We start from the raw sequence: 19,047 nt of genomic DNA, 5'->3' as shown, positions 1-19,047 counted from the left end.
GATGACTTTTTAGCACCTAGCCCGATCCAGAAACTATTTGACCCAGCGCAACTGCCGTTTGGCTAAAATTTGCGCCGGTTTGACTAACTTCCTAGCCGTCGCAGCACGATCCGCGCGGCGCGCTCGCCACTGGCGGACGCACCGGTCAGCAAGGCCTGCGCGGTCCAATCCCCGCAATAGACGACCGGCCGGTCGATCGCCCGCTCCGGGGCCTCCTGCCACTGCCAGAACGCCTTCAGACGCGCGCCGTAACCCGGCGAGAAGACCGGCAGCTTGCGCGGAATCCATTGATTCACCACCGCGCTCACGTTCGCGTCGAAATTCGGGACGCGGGCGCGCAGCTCGTTTCGGATCAACGCGTCGAGGTCTTCGGTCAGGCCGCGCTCCTGCGCTTCAAGCACGGCCTCGGGCGTCAACTGGCAATAGATCTGCGCGTCGGGGCGGCCCTGCGCGGGCGCCGCTGGCAGCTGCTGATAGGTGGCGATGCGGCTCGCCGCGCCGCGCATCGCGAATTCCATCAGCGACGGCAGCGCCGCCTTGAAGCCGTAGTGCACGACGCCGAGCGCGTTGTAGCGCACCGCGTCGAGCATCGCGCGCTCGTCGGGCAGCGGCATTTGCACGAGCCGGCTCGCGAGCGATCCTTCGACCGCGCACACCACGTGGTCGAAGCGCAGCACGTCGCCGTTGTCGAGCACGACGAGCGCCTGACGGGCCGCGTCGAACGCGTCGCCGCCGGAGCCGCTCTGCGACGGATCGAAGCGCTGGATCGCTTCGACCCGCGTGCCGGTGCGTACCGTCAGCCGCTGAGCGAGCGCGCGGCAGACCGCGCCCATCCCGCCCTTGAGCGTGTACACGGTGTCCTCGCCGATCAGATGCGGGACGGTGCTCAGATAGAACAGCGCCGACAGCGTGTCCGCGTTGAAACTGCGGGTCGCGCGAAACACCGGTTCGACCATGCTGGCCAGCACATTCGGGCCGATCCGGCTGCGCGTGTAGTCGGCGAGCGTCAGGTCGTCGTAGCGGGCGTCGACATCGAGCGCGCTGATCGCCCAGTCGGGATCGACTTTCGATTTCAGCGCGCGCATCTGCAACGCGTGGCCTATCATCGAGACGCGCTCGCGCAGCGCGAGGCCTGGCGTTCCGAGCGAGCGCACGGTCGGCATCAGTTCGATCGTGTGCGCGCCCGACGGCGACACGCACTGCGCGCTCAAGCCGCGCAACGGCACCAGCGCGTCGCGAATCGACAGGTCGTCGACGATGCGGTTGAACGCCTTGCCGAACGGATAAACGAGGCGCGCGCCGCTATTGAACGCGATATCGCCGACACGCCGCTCGCCCATGCGTCCGCCGACCACTTTGGCGGCCTCGAAGACGACCACCCGCAGCCCCGCCTGCTGCAGCCGGAACGCGGCAGTCAGGCCCGCGATTCCCGCGCCGACGACGGCCACGCTGCGGCCCGAGGCCGGCGACGCGCCGCGCGCCGGTTCCTTCATTACGGTATTCAAGTTGCTGTTCACCCGGTTGTTTCGCTTCGTTGTTTCGCTTCAGGAGGCAAGCGGCTTGCCGACACTCGACGGCACACGCAATTCGATCACCCGCACGCCCTGCCTTTGCAGCGCCTCGTTAAAGGCGGGCGCGAAGTCCGCGGTCGCCTCAACGGTCACGCCCCAGGCGCCGAATGCGCGCGCCCATGCCGCGAAGTCGATCGCCCCGAGCGCGGTGCCGGTGGCGCGGCCGAAGAGCCGCCGCTGCGCGCCCTCGATCGCGCCATACGAGCGGTTGTTGACGACGATCAGCAGCACCGGCGCATCGAGCCGCACGGCCGTTTCGATTTCCTCGGCGTGCATCATCAGGCAGCCGTCGCCGGCAATCGCGACGATTTGACGCGTGCCGGGCAGCACCAGCGAAGCGCCGATCGCGGCGGCCAACCCGTACCCCATCGCGCCGCTCTTAGGCCCGAGTTGCGTGCCGGGGCGGCGATGCTTCAGATAGCGTTGCGGCCACATCGCGTATGCGCCGGCACCGGACGTGACGAGCGCATCGGGGGCGAGCGTCGCATCGAGCGTCGCGTAGACCGCGCGCAGATCGAGCGGGCCTTCGCAATGCCCGCTGTCGATAAAGCGCAACCGCTCGAGCCGGGCGTCGCGCCGCCACGCGGCACGCACGTCGCGCACGGCCGGCGCGATCCACGCATCCGCGTGCGACGGTTCGCATGCCTGTGCCCACGCTTGCACGAAGCCGTTCGGCTCGGCCTGCAACGCGAGTTGCGCGCGGTACACGGTATTGAGTTCGTCCGCGTCCGGATGCAGATGCACGAGACGCGGCGCGTCCGGCTCGCCGCATCGAGCGGGATCGAGCAGCGTGAAACCTTTGAACGATCCCGCGCCGACCGTGTTCAGCTCGCCCAGCCGCCCGTTCAACACGATCAGCAGGTCGGCGTTGTCGATCCGCCTCGCCAGCGTCGGATCGACGCCGAGACCGATCTCGCCGATGAAGCCGTCGTCGTCGTGATCGACGAGGTCGCGGCGGCGGTATGTGGTGGCGAGCGGAATGGCGTGTCGCCGCGCGAGTTCGGTCAGCATGCGCAAGGCCTCGGGTTGCCAGCCGGTGCCGCCCGCGAGCAACACGGGACGCTCGGCCGTCGCGATCCATTCGCGCAGCGTGGCAAGGTCGGACGCACCGACAGCGGGACGCGGCAATACCGGCAGAGCGGGCAAAGCGGAAGTGCCGGAAACGGCGCGCGCAGCATCGAGGCGACCGGTCGCGACGTTCTCCGGCATCACCAGCACGACCGGGCCGCGCCGGCCCGACATCGCGACGTGCCACGCGCGCGTCAGCATTTCGCCGACCCGGTGCGGCGCGTCGATCACGCCGACCCACTTCGTCAACGGGCCGAACACACGTTGAAAGTCGTCGGCGTTCAGCATCGCTTCGCGGCCCGACGACTCGTCGCCTGCCTGACCGACGATCATGATCAGCGGCGCGCTATCCGTGTAAGCGGTGTGCACCGCCAGCGTCGTATTCAATGCGCCCGGTGCGCGCGCGGCGAGGCAGATGCCGGGTTGTTCGGCGAGCTGGCCGATCGCCTGGGCCGCATACGCCATTCCGGCCTCATGGCGAAAGCTCGCGAGCCGGATCGACGGCGCGCGCACCGCGAGCGCATCGACCAGCTCGAGAATCCCCTCGCCCGGAATGAACGTGACGGCGGGCACCCGCCAGTGCGCCAGCATGTCGGCGACGAGTTCGGCCCCGCTTGTGGCGCTGCCTGGTACGCTGCTTTGGGGGCTGTTGCTGGCCCTGCTCTGCGCCGACATGGAGCCCTCATCAGGCGCGCTTGAGACGGCGTGTGAAATCACTGTTGCTCCAGAAATGAAGAGGCCGCCGCATGACGCGTCCTGCGTCGCAATCATGCGTATGGCCCCAGTTAGCGAGCCGCACGCGCTGACGCGCACGGCCCCCGCACATTAGAACCGATGATAAATACCTGCGGTAATTGCGAGCTGGCGTTTCGATGTCGACGCGCCGCCCGTGCCACTCGCGTATTCGATATTGGCGTGCTGCGCGTCGCCTGCCGCCAGCTGGAAAATGCCATCGACGAATAGCGCGGTGCGCTTGGACAGGAAGTAGTTGTTGATCAGCGAGAACTGGTGGTATTGCGGCTTGAAGTCCGTCGGCTGCACGTTGCCGAGCGTGTACACGTAATCGAAGCCAAGCATGTACGCGGGCGTGAAGTAGTGGCTCGCGTTGGCTTCGATGTTCGTGTAGCTCGCACGACCATGCTCCAGACCGAGCTGCGCGACGCCGAGATCGTCATAGCGGCTGTGCGTGACCACCGCGCTCAGCGTCGTCGTGCTGCTGAGCGCGTAAGATCCGCCCGCGCCGTAAATCTCCATGCTCGACGGCGCGATCGCATACGAGAGCGTCGGCGATTGCGGCGAGATGGAGGCGAAATACGCGGTGTTCCACAAGCCTTCGCTTGCCGCCGCGGCCGGATGATTCATCCGCATGTAAGCGGCCGAAAGCTTCAGCGGACCCTGCGAGTAATTCACTCCGAAGCCGAGCGCGCTCTGATTGCCGAAGCTGCCCGCGACGCCGCCGAAGCTGTACATCGCGCCGAACTTCAATCCGCGATAGTCCGGCGATACGTACTTGACCGCGTTATTGGTGCGGAACTGGTAGTTGAAATTGTTGTTGTCGCCGATGGTCGCCGTGTAACCGTTCCACATCAACGGCGACGAATACTGCGCGAGCCAGTCCTGTGTCAGGTCATACTGCCGCCCGAACGTCAGCATCCCCCAGTTGTCGCTCGCCAGGCCCACGTACGACTGGCGGCCAAACAGGCGGCTGCCCTGCTGCATCGCGCCCGTGCTCGGGTTCATCCCGCCTTCGAGCACGAACACTGTCTTCAGGCCCGCGCCGAGATCCTCGACGCCGCGAAGACCCCAGCGGCTCGGACCATTAGCGGTGCCGATGGACGCGCCCTTGAGCGAGTTGTTCGAATAGATCAGGCCCTCCATCAGCACGCCATACAGCGTGACGCTGGAGCCCGAGCTTGGGGCGCTCTGCGCGTGAGAGAGCGTCGCGGCGGAAAGCAGTAGTGCGGTCGAGCAGAGTTTTTTCATCTTCAAGGTCCAGTGTATTCGTCGTAAGAGCGCGTCAGCGTGCGTGCGGTTCGAGGCACGGACGAAGACTAAAAAGCAACCGGACGCACGACAATCGACCAAAATTAGTTAGAACCGATTTCCTTCATCTGAGAATCGCTTCACTACGCTCGCCGGGCAAAGCGTTGCGTTTGGGCCGCGAACGCGGTTTTAGGGGCGAAATGACCAATGCGCCGGATTTGATAGGCGATCGGAATTGTTTATTTTGTCGGGGCTGCCCGGCGGTCCGGGCTTCAGCACAATGCGCTCGTCGCTTCTCACTGGGCCGCCCCGATGAAACTGATTTCTCTGAGTTCTCCGCAACTTCCGCGTCGCCGCACGGCTATGCGCGCCGGCGCTGGATTGCTGACGTTCGCCGCAAGCCTCTATCCCTTCGCCGATGTCTTTGCCGAGGTCCCGGCCAATGTCGCGGCTCAAACACCTGCGCCGGTCGTGATCGGAATCGCCAACTTCGGACCTCATCCGGCTTTGTCGCGCACGATTGCCGGCTTCAAGCAGCAGCTTGCGAAAGACGGTTATGTCGAAGGGAAAAATGTCCGGTACGCATACAGCGACGCCAATTTCACACCGAGCCTGATTCCGCAGACGCTCGCGCAGATCGCCGCGCAGCATCCCGCTGTGATTCTCACCGTGACGACACCGGTCGCGCAGGCCGCGGTGCGCAACGTCGCCGACCCGAGCGTGAAGCTGGTCTTCTCGCAGGTGACCGATCCTGTGAAGGGTGGACTCGTGCCGGACTGGCAGCATGGCAGCAGCCGGATCACGGGCACGTCCAGCGCGACCAACTATGAAACGGTGCTCAAGTTCGCGAAGCAGGTCTTTCCGAACGCGAAAAAGTTCGGCGTGCTCTACAACGCGGGCGAGGTCAACGACGTCGTCGCGATCGCCGACCTGAAAGCTGCCGCCGAAAAAGCAGGCCTGACGATGATCGCCAATTCGGTCGATTCGACGATCGACGTGCCGCAGCGGGCGAGCAGCATGCAAGGGATCGACTTCTTCTATGCTATCGGCTCGAATCTCGTGCAGTCGGCGCTGCCGGCCGTCGCGTCGATAACGGACCGTATGCATGTGCCGATCCTGAGCGCAGAACACGAATTGATCAGGAAGGGCGACATCATCGCGGTCGCCTACGCGCCTTCGTATGAATCGCAGGGCGCGCACGCGGCGCAACTCGCGTTGAAGATGCTGGACGGCGCGAAGCCATCTGACCTTCCGACGTATCGCGCGATACAGGCCGATTACGTCGCGCTGATCAATCGCCGGAAGCTCAAGGAACTCGGCCTCCCCTTGCCGGCCTCGCTGCAACAATGCGACTGCTTCGTCAATTGACATGAGGACGCCGGACAACCTCAACGGTACATGCACCTATGTGCCGCGTCTGCCGCGCGATCGCCGCAGGACATTGCATGGCGTGAGCGTCGGCATCCTCACGCTCGAAACCGGCTTCGAGCGGCTGCCGGGCGACGTTGCGCATGGCGACACGTGGCCGTTCGCGGTGCAGTTCGCGGTACTGGACGGCGTGACGGGTCCGCAGGTCATGGCGGCAACGGCGGGCGACGCCGAAACCGCTGCGCCGCTGCTGGAGCGCTTCGTCGATACGGCGGCGAGGCTCGCCGCGCTCGGCGTCGACGGCATCGTGACGAGTTGCGGCTTCCTCGTGTCGTTCCAGCAAGCGCTCGCCGCGCGCTGCCCGGTTCCGGTCGCGACGTCGAGCCTCCTGCAAATCCCATCGGTCACCGCGCTGCTGCCGCAAGGCCAGCGCGTCGGCGTGCTGACCGCGCGCGAAAGCGCGTTGACGCCCGCGCATTTGCGCGCGGCTCACGCCCCCGCCGACTTGCCGGTCGCGGGTCTCGCCGAGGACAGCCGCTTCCTGCAAAACAATCTGAGCAACGCGCCACAGGTGAGTTTCGACGAACAGGCGCACGACCTGCTCGCCTGCGCCGAACGCCTGCTCGCGCGGCATCCGGAGGTTGGCGCACTCGTCAGCGAGTGCAGCAACTTCGCGCCGTACTCGTCGCTCGTCGCCGAACGTTTCGGCCTGCAGGTGTTCGACATCGTGTCGATGACCGAATGGTTCCGCTCCGGGCTGCGCCCGCGCCGTTACTGACACGTCGCTGAATATGACCACCACTACGAAGCCCGTGCTCGCGCATCGGGGCACGCTCATCGACATCAGCCCCGCGATCCGCGCCGACATGCCGGTGTGGCCCGGCGACACGCAATACACCGAAGAGACCGTCTGGACGATGGCGGACGGCAGCCCCGTCAACGTCGGCCGCCTGACGATGTCCGCGCATACCGGCGCGCATGTAGATGCGCCCGTTCACTACCATCCGGACGGCGCGCCGATCGGCGAAGTGCCGCTCGACGTTTATCTGGGTCCATGCCAGGTCGTGCATGCACGCGTGCACGGCCGCGCGGTGCTGCCCACCGATCTGCCGACACTCGCGGAGCGTCCGCCGCCGCGCGTGCTGATCCGTACTTACGACAGCGCGCCGGTCGATCGCTGGGATCACGCGTTCGCATCGGTCGCGGCGGAAACGATCGACATGCTCGCCGCGCGCGGCGTCAGGCTGATCGGCATCGACACGCCATCGCTCGATCACGAGCGTTCCAAAACGATGGACGCGCATCGCCCACGATTGCTCCGGTTGCTTCCGGCTGGAGCATTTGCCGGGTGGGACTTACACCCACTGGAAAGCGCCACCTTTTCACGGCGCACACCCCGTGCGGTCACTTACATCTCGCACTTGTTGAGCCAACGATGTGCTCCTGAAGAATGGTTAAACGGTGCTGCCTAGACTGAGTGCAACGAGCAGAAATATCAGGACGGGAAGAACCAGAAGCGCTCCGACGACACCTAGCACCAAAGTCCGGAGCTTCATACGCCATCGAATGACTGGCGCGAGCGCGACCGCCGCGAGAACGGTCAAAAGTAATACCCCTCTAGCGAGTTGAGTTTGCCAAGAGTCCATCCGAACCATCAAAGTTTATTCGTTTATTCGCCTACTGCGGATTGTTGACGATTCAGGCTCTAACGTCGAGCGTCCGCTCGTGGCCGAATGCGTAAGATCAGCCCTCTACCCACCATTCGCCTTCTTCGACACCACTGAATTTTCAACGCGTAGGGATACCGCCAGAAAGCGATGATGTGATCATTGCAACTGCACGTGCCGAGTCGCTGGCTAGATGCGCGGGAAACGGTATTCCTCGAAAAATTGACCTGTTCCCATCGGTAGTGGGAGCAGCTCCACTCACGGCCGACCTACCGTTGACCCACGTCGCCGACATCCCGCTGCCAGGTCGCGCCACCCGGCTCGATTACGAAAGCTACGATCCTGATCGACATCTGCTGTTCATCGCGCACCTGGGCGACAGCGAAGTAATCGTTTTCGACACGCAACACTCACGCGTTGTCGCCCGAATTGGCAACATCGCCGCCGTTCATGGCGTCCTGGTAGTACGTGAACAGTCGCGCGTGTACGCGTCCGCGACCGGCACGAACGAAGTTGTTGCCATCGACGAGACCACCCTGAGAATCACTGCACGTATGCCGGGAGGCGTCTATCCGGACGGAATGGCCTATGCACCGGACACCCCGAAACTCTAGGTATCGGACGAGACAGGCGGGACTGAAACCGTAATCGATACCCAGTCCAATCGCCGCATCAAGGCGATCCCGTTGGGCGGCGAAGTCGGCAACACCCAGTATGACCCAGTGTCCCGTCATATCTTCGTCAATGTCCAGTCACGAGGACAACTCGTCGAGATCGATCCAACGACCCACGCAATCGTCGCGCGGATCGATCTGCCGGGCGCACGAGGCAACCACGGCCTTTATATCGTTTCGCAGCCACACCTCGCGTTCGTCGCGTGCGAAGGCAACGACAGACTGCTGACGCTGAATCTGCTCACCAGGCAGGTCATCCAGTCATTCGACGTTGGCGCCGATCCCGACGTGATTGCATTCGATCCCGGTGCGGGCACGCTTTATATCGCCGGCGAGGCAGGCATCGTGTCGATGTTTGCCGTGGGGTCTTCAACTGTGTCGAAAATCGGCGAAGGCCGCATCGGACCCAATGCGCATGTGGTTGCTGTCGATCCATCAACGCATCGTGCCTATTTCCCGCTAAAGAACGTCGACGGACGTCCGGTGCTGCGCGTCATGGCGCCCCGGTCGACACTGCCGTCTCCGTGAAACGATACCCGCCCCGATGAGTTATAGATTTGAACGTAAGAAGTCCACGACCTCATGGTCGATCTGGCGATGAGCCTCCGCGCGATCAACCCCGGGCGCATCCTGACAGATCAGAGCCGCATTGGCCGCGACCGAGGCCGGAATGAACGGACCCGCACTGCTGCGAGACCAATCGCCAACGGCGCGCCGGCGATTGCCTGTGGTTGGGGACCGTTACTGTTCCCGGCGGCTGCGGACGCCGCGCGCGGCGTCCGCAGCAGAACCGTCTAGAACCTTCGCGCGTCGAAACCCGGCAACGGCTGCGTGCCCTCCATTACCACTGCATTGAGCAGCTTCGGATCGAGCCCGAGCAAGCGCAGAATCGTCGGCGCGACCTGGGTTGTCTGCACGCGCTCACTGACCTCCCGGCCTGCACCCGGCGCGCCAGGCATATAGACGACAAGGCCCAGGTGGCTGTCATCCGGCGCGTTGCCTCCGTGCTCCTCGTCCTTCTTCGTGCTCGTCGTGTAGATGACCCCGGGGTTCGGCTGAACGATGATGTCCGGGGTTCGACCACCCGCTGGATCGCCAAAGCGCGCGGCGAGCGGACGGCCGTACAGAATATATGCCTGCGGGCCGTCCGCGCAAATCCCTGGCGCATTGCAACTCAGGTTGTCCTTGAGCGTCTTGACGGCGGCGGCGAGCTGACTCTGATCGCGCAGCCACACGAGCCCGACGTCGTCGGTCTGTATGAAACCCGTACCCGTGAGTCCTGTCCCGTCGTTGAGGTTGCCGCTTTTGGTGTTCGCCTGTCCAATGTTGCCGTCCGGATCGAAATAGTTGCTCGATTCAAGGAGCTTCGACAGCGTGTCGCCGTTTTTCACGAGCTTCGAGTGATCCGTGGGCGACTGCCCGTGCTTGGATGTGACGATGATCGCGGTGGACTGATAGAGGCCGCGCTGCTTCAATTCGGCCACCATTCGACCGAGGGATGCGTCGATGTACGCGATGGCCGCCGCAACTTGCGGGCCGGGCGTGAAGCTCGCGTCCAGATAGCCACCACCCTTCGCCACCGGCGCCTTCTGTGCGACGCTTAGCGTTTGGAAGTTCGTGCCGAGCACGGCAGGCACACTGGCCGCTGCATCGCCCTTCGATGTCTTTCCGTCGATCTGATTGATGATTGCCGCGACGTGGAAATCGTCGAATTTCTCGGTATGGCTATAGACGTCCGTGTAGTCGGTGCCGGTCGCGGGGTCGATCGAATTGATCTCGGTTCGCATGAGATCGTCGACGCCACGCCCAGACGGGCCGTTCAGCCAGTCATAGCCCCATGCATGCTTGTCCGCCCAGGCCGTGCGCGCGCCAGGAAGGTTCTGTTTGACGACTTCGAAGACCGTGTTGGTCTTCACATAATCGTGCGGATAGACGGGCTTGCACGCGCCACCGATCTTTGCGTGAGGGATAGCCTGTGGATTGAATCGGCCACCGCCATCGAGATGCGTCAGTGCGCCGCCATTCTCGGCGTCGATGCCGGTGGTTTCGTCGAATACGACGTTCCAGCCTTGCGGACCGCTGCACGTCGAATCCGAAGGCGCGTATAGCGTTCTGTCGTATGACACGTCGTAGAAAAGCCCCGCGCTCTTAGGCGACCCGCCGGTAACGAGTGCGGCGAGCCCCGGGAAAGAGTCCGACAAACCCGGCGTATGAGCGTCCGTAAAAGTGGTGCCGGCCTTTGCAAGAAGTGCAATGTTGGGACATGAATTAGAAGCGATGCATCGCGCTACGTCTTGTTCGTGCAAACCGTCGAAACTGATGAGAAGCACATGTTCGACCTCATTGTGCCTGCGGTGATCGCCGTCTTGCCCGCGATGATGGTCCTCGGCGGGAGATGCATTCGCTGCGCAAGTTACTGCCAGCGTCAGGGCTACAGTGGAGAACACGTTTTGCAACGGCCATTGCGGTCTTCTTCCGTTCATGTCTCGTCCTTATTGATGGGTAACAGAACAACCTGCCGGACCATCAATGTGCAACGTGTTTGCGTCGAGTCCGTGAACGTTGACTTACAACTAGCTGTATTTTGCCCGGTTGCGCAAGAATTAATTGCGTGCGAGCGTTAGGTTTGCTTAAGGTTTTCTTAAGGATGTCCCTGATCGACCGTTGGCGACCTGTCGATACCGTGTTCGACGCAGTTGGTTCAGTACCAAAATTCCAAACGACTCGAGATCGCGCTTTTCCCGTAGGAGGCCGAATCATAAACTCGTTTAATGTGATGAAGCACGCGGCCGGACACCGAGGGCTCGCCGGACCACGAAACTGTACCGGTGGAGCCCTATGCTTCCCATAAGATTTGGCGGCTAACATCGACTAATTTTCACTGCGATCTAGACCGATGAATGCACTGGAAGCGCTGAACCGCGCACTCTTTCTGTCGATCAACGCGACACCGGCGACGCCCGTCTGGCTTATCGACGTAGCCCGCTTTATCGCCGATGACGTGATCTATCTCGTGCCGCTTTTTCTCGCCGCGTTGTGGCTCTCGGGCGGCGAACGTCGACGCGCCGCCGCAGTGCGAGTGTGTTGCGCGGTTCTGCTGGCGCTCGGCATCAATCAGCTGATCGGTCTTGGGTGGATGCATCCGCGGCCCTTCATGATCGGCTTGGGCCATACCTTTATCGAGCACGCGCCAGATTCATCGTTTCCGAGCGACCACGTGACCGTGTTGGCAAGCGGGACCCTGACCTTGCTGCTCGCCGGCGAGCGCCGCTACGGTTTGTCGATGTTGCTCGCGGGTCTTGCCGTGGCATGGGCGCGCGTATTTGTCGGAGTGCATTTTCCGTTGGATATGGCAGGCGCCGTCGCCGTTGCGTGCATAGCCTATGCGCTGGTCGCTCCGCTATGGAAGATGTCTGGCGCTGCACTGACTCGCGGTCTCATAGCTGTGTATAGGAAGCTGCTGGCATGGCCTATCGGGCGCGGCTGGCTTTCGTCGTGATGGCGTGGCGGCGGATTGGTCGATTGGCGAAGTCCGCATGAAAGCACGGAAGTTGGCGTGAAAAGTCTGCAAGCTCATTCCAGCTTCCTGGCAAGAGCGCCCACCTCCAACAGCTGGGCGAAGTCCCTGTAAATCTCCTGCAGCTCCCTCCACCTGGATTCTCTGCCGCCGCTGATTCACATCCGATCGGACTTCGCATAGTAATTATGTCCGCTGACAACCGAGGCGATAGGCGCTCTCCGACCTGATTCGTCGATCAATTACCGCTGATGTGCGTCCGCTTCGCGTGCGAATGCAGAAACCTGTCAAGCGATGCAGCCTCGCGTTTCGCCTAACCTCGATAACCACGCACATCGTCGACGATGGGGACAACGGCGAGAGTAACAAGGACGATCGCAAGGGGAACGGTCGACGCAAATCCCAGGTGTCTAAAGCCTACTGCGCCAGTAAGTCCACCTACCAGGAACGACAGTAACAGCGATCCGAGAAGCTTTAGTTTCTGTCGATCTCCGCAGACCAGGTTGCCGGGCATTGCCCCGACATTCCAATAGAACAGCTTACCAAGCTCGATGCCAATATCGGTCACGAGACCAGTAACGTGTGTCGTCCGGATTTCCGCCTTTGAAACCTTTGTGATCATAGCGTTCTGCAGTCCCATCACGTAGCAGAGAAGGCAGACGGTAGCCGGCACGAAGAGCACGTGGTGCGATTTGAGATTCGAGCCGAGGACACCGAAGATCAGAAGCAGCGACGCCTCGAGCATCAACGGCATCGCGTATTGGCTCTGCAAGCGCCTGCGTCGTCCCCAGTTGATCAGGATCGCTGACGTGGCCGCGCCGACCAGAAAGGACAACAAGGAACTCAATCCCGCCACAGCCACATCAATGTCGCCAAGCGCGACGTTATCGGCAAGCGACGAAACAATTCCGGACATGTGTGAGGTGTACTGACCCACAGCGAGGAATCCGCCAGCGTTGGCTGCTCCAGCGACGAACGCGAGCGATCGCCCGAGGCGACGATTCGCGACGTCGCTGCGCTCGGGCGCCGCGAAACCGCGAAGATAATTGATGGGCATGCGGATCAGTTCGGTTTCGGGGGGCGGTTCACAAAGGTTGCACACGATTGAGCTTGTCGATCCTAACATGAGACGACGCTGCTTCAGCCTGCGTTTCAGACGAACCGTGTCAGCCAACGCGCGTGTCGGGCGTCGCCTGGACTGCCCGATGAACCATCCGAGGAAAGAAGTGAGCGCTGCGTCCGAGTTCGCTTCGCAGGTGCCTCCTTATAGCGCTGTCGCACGCACGCGGCGCGGTGCAATATCCGTGAAGCGTGTCACGTCGGCCATCACGGCGGGCGCTTCAGGCGACGTAAAAGCCGCATCGACCGATGCTTCGTCACGAAACCTGCATTCGCAGATCGCAAGCGTTCCGGCCTGCTGCTCGGCGGGGAAAAAGGCCGCGACCTCGACAAGGCCGTAGCGCGACCAGTGATGCATCACAAGGGGCAAATGACGGTCGACGTAATACGCGCGATCGAAGCGCGCACCGGCCTTGCCTTCGTAGGTGACATAGATCGTGACGGTGGCATCTCTCGACATGCTGTTCTCCAGTGACTAAGGCGTGAAAGGCGGCGTCGATCGGATGCATCGCACCGGTGATGTCGCGGGCGCCGAAACCAGATTCAGGCGGGTCTCGCGGCTTCACCGTTTATCGCGGCGGACCGATCGGTACAGTGATGTAGACCGCGAGAACGCTGCTAGCCTGGGTCGTCGGCCGGCGCGCGCATACTCTCGCCATGCGCCGCACGATGGATCGCATTGACGATGCTCTCGTAGCCGGTGCACCGGCACAGATTGCCGCTGATCGCGTGACGTATCTCTTCGTGACTCGGCGACGAGTTGTGCCTCAGGAGGTCCGCCGCCGCGATCAGCATGCCGCTCGTGCAGAATCCGCATTGGAACCCGTTCTCCGCAATGAACGCCTCCTGCAGCGCCTCGATTCCGCTGAGGCCTTCGATCGTCCGCACGTCGTTTCCAGATATCGACGCCGCAAGCACAAGACAGGACTTCCTTACCTCGCCGTCGATCAAGACCGTGCACGCGCCGCAATCGCCGGTCAGGCATCCGATGCGCGTGCCTTTCGCATCGAGTGCATCGCGGATGAGTTCGACGAGCAACAGTCGCGAGTCCACTCGTTCAGACCGCGGCTCGCCATTGAGCGTGAGCCGCACCTCGATCGTTCCTTTCATGTCTTCGTTCCCGTGAGCAGGACGCGTAAATGCCGTTTCACGACGCCAGGCACAACGGCGCGCCGATAGTCCGCGTCCGCGAGTTCATCGCTCCAGCCTTCGCCGACAAGATCTTGCGCACTCGTTGCCGCATGCTCGATAAACGCATCGGGCGCGAGCAAAACCTGTTCGTCGATCGCGAAGCGGCGATACGCCGGCCGTCGGCCGGCCGCGCCGACTGCAAGCCGCACACTGATCTGCTCGCCCCGATGCAGGGAGCACGCAACGGTCACGATGGGCCACGAACTCGCACTCGCCTTGTACTTCTGATACTCACAGGCGACGAGCGTCGTGTCGCGCGGCACGCGTACGCCAATGAGAAACTCGTCTGCGCGGCGCGCGGTGCGAAAGGCGTCGATAAAAAACTCTCGCGCAGCGACATGACGCACGCCCTGTGACGAGCGCAATTCGAACTCTGCCTCGAGCGCCGCGAGACATCCCGGTGCGTCGGACGAAGGATTCGCGTAGCTTGCTGCCCCACCGAGCGTGCCCTGATTGACGATCGATGCACCGCCCGTGACCTGCGCGGCCATCGCCGCAAGCAGCGGCGCCTGGCGTGCCACGAGCGGTGAAGCGAGCAATTGCGCATAGGTCGTCATCGCGCCGATGTGCAGATGCATATCGTCGAGCGCGATTCATCCAGACGGAGCGCACCGAGACTGATGACATGTCCGGGACACACGAGATTCGCCGACATCGACGGCACCAGCATCGTGCCGCCGCCGAGCACCGAGGCATCCTCGCGAAAGGCGGCTAGCAAGGCAGCCGCTTCGTCGAGGTCCCTCGGTTGGTGAAAATCGAAGTAATGGCCGATCACGCGCGTCGCTCCTCGAGGGACGCCATCACGCGCGCCGGCGTCGCCGGCACGTGCGTCAGGCGCGCGTCGTCACCGAGTGCATTCGCCACGGCATTGGTCACCGCTGAGAGCGCACCGCCTAGCCCCGATTCGCCCGCGCCCTTCATGCCGAGCGGATGAAACGGATTCAGCGTCACGCGATGTCCGACGCGAATGGGCGGAAGATCGTTAGCTCGAGGCAATAGATAACTCTTGAAGCGATCGGTGATCATGCGATGATGTTCATCGAACTTAATCAGTTCCCACAGCGCGACGCCGATGCCCATCACGACCGCCCCTCTAAGTTGCGCTTCGACGAGCGCCGGATTGACCATTGCGCCGCAGTCGTGCACCACGGCATAGTCGAGCAGCCTGCTATTGCCAGTCGCCGTGTCGAGTTCGAGCGCCGCGGCATGCACGGAATATGAGAACGTCGGGTATGTGGCGATACGGCCTTGCGCATCCGGCTCCACGCGCACATTCTGCGGCGCGAAGCTGCGCGTCACTTCGAGCGGCAGCGTCACGCCGGCTGCCACGGTGAATGGCCGTAGATGCGCCCCGAGCGCGAGTTCGGCCACTGCGATCCTCGTGCCGTTCGACTCGCGCCACGCATGACCGTCGCGCAGTGAAATGTCTTCGGGCGCACCGCCGAGCAGGTTGGCGGCGCACTGACAGAGCCGTGCGCGCAACTCCTGCGCGGCGAGATACGCGGCGGTCCCGCCGTACATCAGCGCACGGCTGCTCGCGTTGCCGGTGCCGAGCGGCGTCACGTCTGTGTCCCCCTCGATCACGCTGACCTGGTCCGCGCGCAGGCCGAGTTCACCGGCGACCATCTGCGCAATGCCGGTATCGCTGCCGCTGCCCGGAGACGTCACGCCCGTCAGCACCTGCACGTCGCCCGACGGCATCATGCGAACGGTGGATGTCTCGTATCCATTGGGAAAGTTACCGGGCCGCGCCCCGCCTTCCGGCGTTAGTTCGAACGCAATGCCAATACCGATGCGACGCTCGCTGGTACGCGCTGCGCTTGCGCGCTCCTGCCATTGCTCGTAATCGAACATCGTCAGCAACTGCTCAAGGCCGCCCGGATAGTCGCCGCTATCCACGTTCAGCCCGGACGGCAGCAAACGCGGCAAGGCGTCCCGTGCGACCAGATTGCGACGCCGCAATTCGACTGCATCCATGCCAGTTTGCCGGGCCAGCCGATCGATTGCATGTTCCAGCACGAGGTTGCCGATCTCTTTGCCGTAACCGCGTATGGCTTGCCAGGGCGGTCGATTGGTGATCGCGAGAGAGCACTCGACGTCGCAGTGCTCAATCGTATAGACGGTCGGAAACACGGCCGGCGTGACGAGCGCCATCGCCCAGCTATGACCGGCGCCGATGATGCCGACATCCACCATGATGCGGTCACGCCAGCCGATGAGCCTGCCTTGCTCATCCGCCGCGATCTCATAGCTGTGATGCTGCGAACGCGCACCGGCGAGCAGTGTTTCGCGCCGTTCCTCGACCCAGGCGACCGGGCGTTTCGTGATCCGGCTGAACAGCGCGACCAGCACTTCTTCGGGATGCCCAGCCATCTTCAGCCCGAACGTACCGCCGATGCGCGGCGCGATCACGCGGACCTGCGACTCCTTCACACGCAAGGCCGCTGCAATCAGCCAGCGGCTCGTATGAGGGTTCTGGAACGTGCCGGTCAACGTGTAGCGTTCGCCGTGCCCGTCCCACTGGGCGACGTAGCACAGCGTTTCCATTGGTGCACTGGTCGACGGGCCGACCGTCAGTTCCCCTCGTGCGATGTGCGCCGCGCGCTCGAATGCAGCATCGGCGTCCCCCGAACGAATGCGGTCGCGCACGAACAGGTTCGTATCCCAGCCGGGCTGAACCACCGGCGCACCTTCGCGCAGGGCGTCGCGCGCGTTCGCGGTTGCCGGTTGCACTTCGTATTCGACGCGAATCTTCGCGAGCGCGGCTTGCGCGTCGTGCACCGACGTCGCCACGAGCGCCGCGACCGGTTGGCCGAAGTACGTCGCGTGCTCGAGTGCAAGGCAACGACTTTGTAAAGGCCCGCGTGCGCCTTGTGCGGGAAGATCCATGGCCGGCGGCATTGCATCGCTCATGCGCGCTGCGTCTTCTCCCGTGAGGCCCGCGACGACACCCGGCATGGCGAGCGCACCCGAGAGGTCGATCGAGACGATCGTCGCACACGCGTGAGCGCTGCGCAGGATGGCTAGATGGAGCGCGCCTGCGGGAATGAGATCGGCACTGTAATCGACGCGCCCCGAAACGAAGCGCGCTGCGTCCAGACGCGCCACGTTCTCCCCGAGCAGGCTGCCCGGCGACGCGTCCTTGAAAGTCTGTTCCATGTTTGTCGCGCGACGGCCCGATTGCCCGGACCTCGCCGTTCGTTGGTTGCTCATCGGCTCGCCTGGCGTCCCACGCGCACGCAGAGCATCGCGCATGCGCCGAGCGCCAGCAGTGTCGTCATCAGAAAAAGTCCGCTGTTGAGTGTGCCGCTCAGCGTCTTGAGCCAGCCCATCGCGAACGGACTGGCGAAACCGCCGAGCAGACCAAGGCTGTTGACGAATGCGATCGCCGGAGCAGCGGCGGGCGACCCGGCGAAATAGTCGGACGCGAGCGACCACAACAGCGGAATCGTGACGAACACCGTGGTCGATGCGATCGTCAGGAGCACGATGGTCGCAGTCAGATCATGCGCCAGAAGCGGCAGCAGTGAAAGTGCGGTCGCGCCCGCCAGGGCCGCCAGTGCGCCGTGCCAGCGACGTTCGAGAAGCCTGTCCGAGTTGCGGCAGATCAGCACCATGCCGATCGTGGCGATGCCGTACGGAATGGCCGAGAGCCAGCCAATGCGCTCCACGCTCGTCGCGCCTGCGCTCTTCAGTACCGTCGGCACCCAGAAGCTCAGCGCATAAGTGCCGCAAATAAAGGTGAAATAGGCGAAGCTGATCACGTACACCTTCGGGTCGGCGATGACCTGCCGCAACTGCGCGGCGTGTTCCGCGTCGGCTTCACGGCCGTCGTCGCGCAGTGCGTGGCGCAAGGTGTCGCGCTCCGGTTCGGTGAGCCATTTCGCTCGCTCGATGTCGTCCGAAAGGGTGAACCAGGTCACGATGCCAAGCAGCACCGCCGGCGCCGCTTCCACGATATAGAGCCACTGCCAGCCCGCCAGACCCGCAACGCCCGCGAGCCGCGACATCGCCCAACCAGACACCGGGCCGCCGATCATCCCCGCGATCGGAAATCCGGTCATGAAGAGACCGAGAATCTGCCCGCGACGGTTGCGCGGGAACCATTGACTCAGGAAGTAGACGACGCCGGGAAAAAAGCCCGCCTCGAACACGCCGAGCAGAAAGCGCAGTACGTAGAACGCGGTCGGGCTCGATACGGTCGCCATTGCGCAGCCGGTGAGACCCCATAGGACCATGATGCGCGTGATGGTCTTACGTGCGCCGATGCGTTGCAGAAGCAGATTGCTCGGCACTTCGAACAGAAAGTAGCCGATGAAAAATATTCCCGCGCCTAGTCCGTACACGGCATCGCTGAAGCCGAGCGCGTCCTGCATCTGCAGCTTCGCGAAGCCGACGTTGATGCGGTCCAGATACGCGATCACATAGCAGACGATCAGAAGCGGCACGAGCCGCATCGCGACCTTGAGGTAAAGCGCGCGCTGCGCGTCTTCCCGGGCCGTTACCTGAGCGGGGGCGTGTACATCGAGAGCGATTTTGCGCGACATGATGACCCTCTCAATGAAGTGGAATGGAACGGCACGTGAATGACGGAAAGCGTTTCATGAGGCTGTCTCCTTGAGCCTGTCGGCGCGCAGATGGTCCGGCGGCGTCTGCTCTTTTTTGGGGGCGCGCCCGAAGGCGGCGGAACGTTCGCGCCGAAAACTGATCGATCGAACAGTCAGCACAGTAGCCGACGAGCCAACTTCCGGTCAACCCGAAACATGGTCGACTTCGCCGGGGACTTTCCCTTGTTGACTGATCGATCAGTCAGGCGTAGTATCGGCAGCTGAACACCTCGCCTCGCGAACAGCGACACGTTTGCGACAGGCGTCAGAGGGACTTTTCAA

General features: G+C 63.1%; 15 protein-coding genes and 1 pseudogene. 5 read left to right on the top strand and 11 right to left on the bottom strand.

Features of this window, described 5'->3' with window-relative positions; all coding sequences use genetic code 11:
• Positions 1-83 precede the first annotated feature (83 nt).
• From CUJ91_RS33590 to CUJ91_RS33580, 3 genes are all read right to left on the bottom strand, one after another.
• A complete protein-coding gene (locus tag CUJ91_RS33590; RefSeq protein ID WP_279635445.1) occupies positions 84-1,517 on the bottom strand; it encodes a flavin monoamine oxidase family protein in 1,434 nt (477 codons plus the stop codon).
• A gap of 27 nt (positions 1,518-1,544) precedes the next feature.
• Positions 1,545-3,314 carry a thiamine pyrophosphate-dependent enzyme gene (locus CUJ91_RS33585; protein ID WP_114158436.1) on the bottom strand — a complete coding sequence of 590 codons (1,770 nt, stop codon included), beginning with the start codon at positions 3,312-3,314 and terminating at the stop codon, positions 1,545-1,547.
• Positions 3,315-3,464: 150 nt separating this feature from the next.
• Positions 3,465-4,622, bottom strand: a complete 1,158-nt coding sequence (locus tag CUJ91_RS33580) for a porin (protein ID WP_114158435.1) — start codon at positions 4,620-4,622, stop codon at positions 3,465-3,467.
• A 312-nt stretch (positions 4,623-4,934) separates the two neighbouring features.
• Between CUJ91_RS33580 and CUJ91_RS33575 the strand changes: the two genes are divergently transcribed.
• The 4 genes and pseudogenes from CUJ91_RS33575 to CUJ91_RS33555 all read left to right on the top strand — a co-directional run bounded on the left by CUJ91_RS33575 (position 4,935) and on the right by CUJ91_RS33555 (position 8,859).
• Complete coding sequence (locus CUJ91_RS33575) at positions 4,935-5,990, top strand: ABC transporter substrate-binding protein (RefSeq protein WP_244231117.1); 1,056 nt, start codon at positions 4,935-4,937, stop codon at positions 5,988-5,990.
• A gap of 1 nt (position 5,991) precedes the next feature.
• Positions 5,992-6,768 carry an aspartate/glutamate racemase family protein gene (locus tag CUJ91_RS33570; RefSeq protein WP_114158434.1) on the top strand — a complete coding sequence of 259 codons (777 nt, stop codon included), beginning with the start codon at positions 5,992-5,994 and terminating at the stop codon, positions 6,766-6,768.
• Positions 6,769-6,781: 13 nt separating this feature from the next.
• Positions 6,782-7,462, top strand: coding sequence for a cyclase family protein (locus CUJ91_RS33565; RefSeq protein ID WP_114158433.1), 681 nt, complete (start codon positions 6,782-6,784; stop codon positions 7,460-7,462).
• Between the two features lie 404 nt (positions 7,463-7,866).
• Positions 7,867-8,859: pseudogene (locus CUJ91_RS33555) on the top strand (YncE family protein).
• Positions 8,860-9,125: 266 nt separating this feature from the next.
• On the opposite strand, the gene CUJ91_RS33550 reads toward CUJ91_RS33555, so the two are convergent.
• Positions 9,126-10,814 (bottom strand): alkaline phosphatase family protein, encoded by a 1,689-nt coding sequence (locus CUJ91_RS33550; protein ID WP_114158431.1) that lies wholly within the window; start codon positions 10,812-10,814, stop codon positions 9,126-9,128.
• A gap of 413 nt (positions 10,815-11,227) precedes the next feature.
• Between CUJ91_RS33550 and CUJ91_RS33545 the strand changes: the two genes are divergently transcribed.
• The gene (locus tag CUJ91_RS33545; protein ID WP_006047392.1) at positions 11,228-11,830 is read left to right on the top strand and encodes a phosphatase PAP2 family protein; all 603 of its coding nucleotides are present in this window, start codon (positions 11,228-11,230) and stop codon (positions 11,828-11,830) included.
• A 331-nt stretch (positions 11,831-12,161) separates the two neighbouring features.
• Here the strand turns inward: CUJ91_RS33545 and CUJ91_RS33540 are convergent, their stop codons facing one another.
• From CUJ91_RS33540 to CUJ91_RS33515, 7 genes are all read right to left on the bottom strand, one after another.
• A complete protein-coding gene (locus tag CUJ91_RS33540; protein ID WP_114158430.1) occupies positions 12,162-12,905 on the bottom strand; it encodes a YoaK family protein in 744 nt (247 codons plus the stop codon).
• A gap of 207 nt (positions 12,906-13,112) precedes the next feature.
• Positions 13,113-13,427: an EthD family reductase gene (locus tag CUJ91_RS33535; protein WP_006047394.1), complete on the bottom strand. Its 315-nt coding sequence runs from the start codon at positions 13,425-13,427 to the stop codon at positions 13,113-13,115.
• 158 nt (positions 13,428-13,585) lie between these two features.
• A complete protein-coding gene (locus tag CUJ91_RS33530) occupies positions 13,586-14,077 on the bottom strand; it encodes a (2Fe-2S)-binding protein (protein WP_006047395.1) in 492 nt (163 codons plus the stop codon).
• A complete protein-coding gene (locus CUJ91_RS33525) occupies positions 14,074-14,736 on the bottom strand; it encodes an FAD binding domain-containing protein (RefSeq protein WP_279635444.1) in 663 nt (220 codons plus the stop codon). The genes CUJ91_RS33530 and CUJ91_RS33525 overlap by 4 nt, the downstream gene beginning before the upstream one ends.
• Positions 14,712-14,933, bottom strand: a complete 222-nt coding sequence (locus tag CUJ91_RS35175; protein ID WP_279635443.1) for an FAD binding domain-containing protein — start codon at positions 14,931-14,933, stop codon at positions 14,712-14,714. Before CUJ91_RS35175 ends, CUJ91_RS33525 begins: the two co-directional genes overlap by 25 nt.
• Complete coding sequence (locus tag CUJ91_RS33520) at positions 14,930-17,317, bottom strand: xanthine dehydrogenase family protein molybdopterin-binding subunit (RefSeq protein WP_114158429.1); 2,388 nt, start codon at positions 17,315-17,317, stop codon at positions 14,930-14,932. The genes CUJ91_RS35175 and CUJ91_RS33520 overlap by 4 nt, the downstream gene beginning before the upstream one ends.
• Before the next feature lie 50 nt (positions 17,318-17,367).
• On the bottom strand, positions 17,368-18,705 hold the full coding sequence (locus tag CUJ91_RS33515) for an MFS transporter (RefSeq protein ID WP_114158428.1): 1,338 nt from the start codon (positions 18,703-18,705) through the stop codon (positions 17,368-17,370).
• Positions 18,706-19,047 lie beyond the last annotated feature (342 nt).

It is taken from the genome of Paraburkholderia graminis (assembly GCF_003330785.1).
GTDB classification, from domain to species: Bacteria; Pseudomonadota; Gammaproteobacteria; order Burkholderiales; family Burkholderiaceae; genus Paraburkholderia; species Paraburkholderia graminis.
This window is presented reverse-complemented; position numbering and strand designations above follow the sequence as displayed.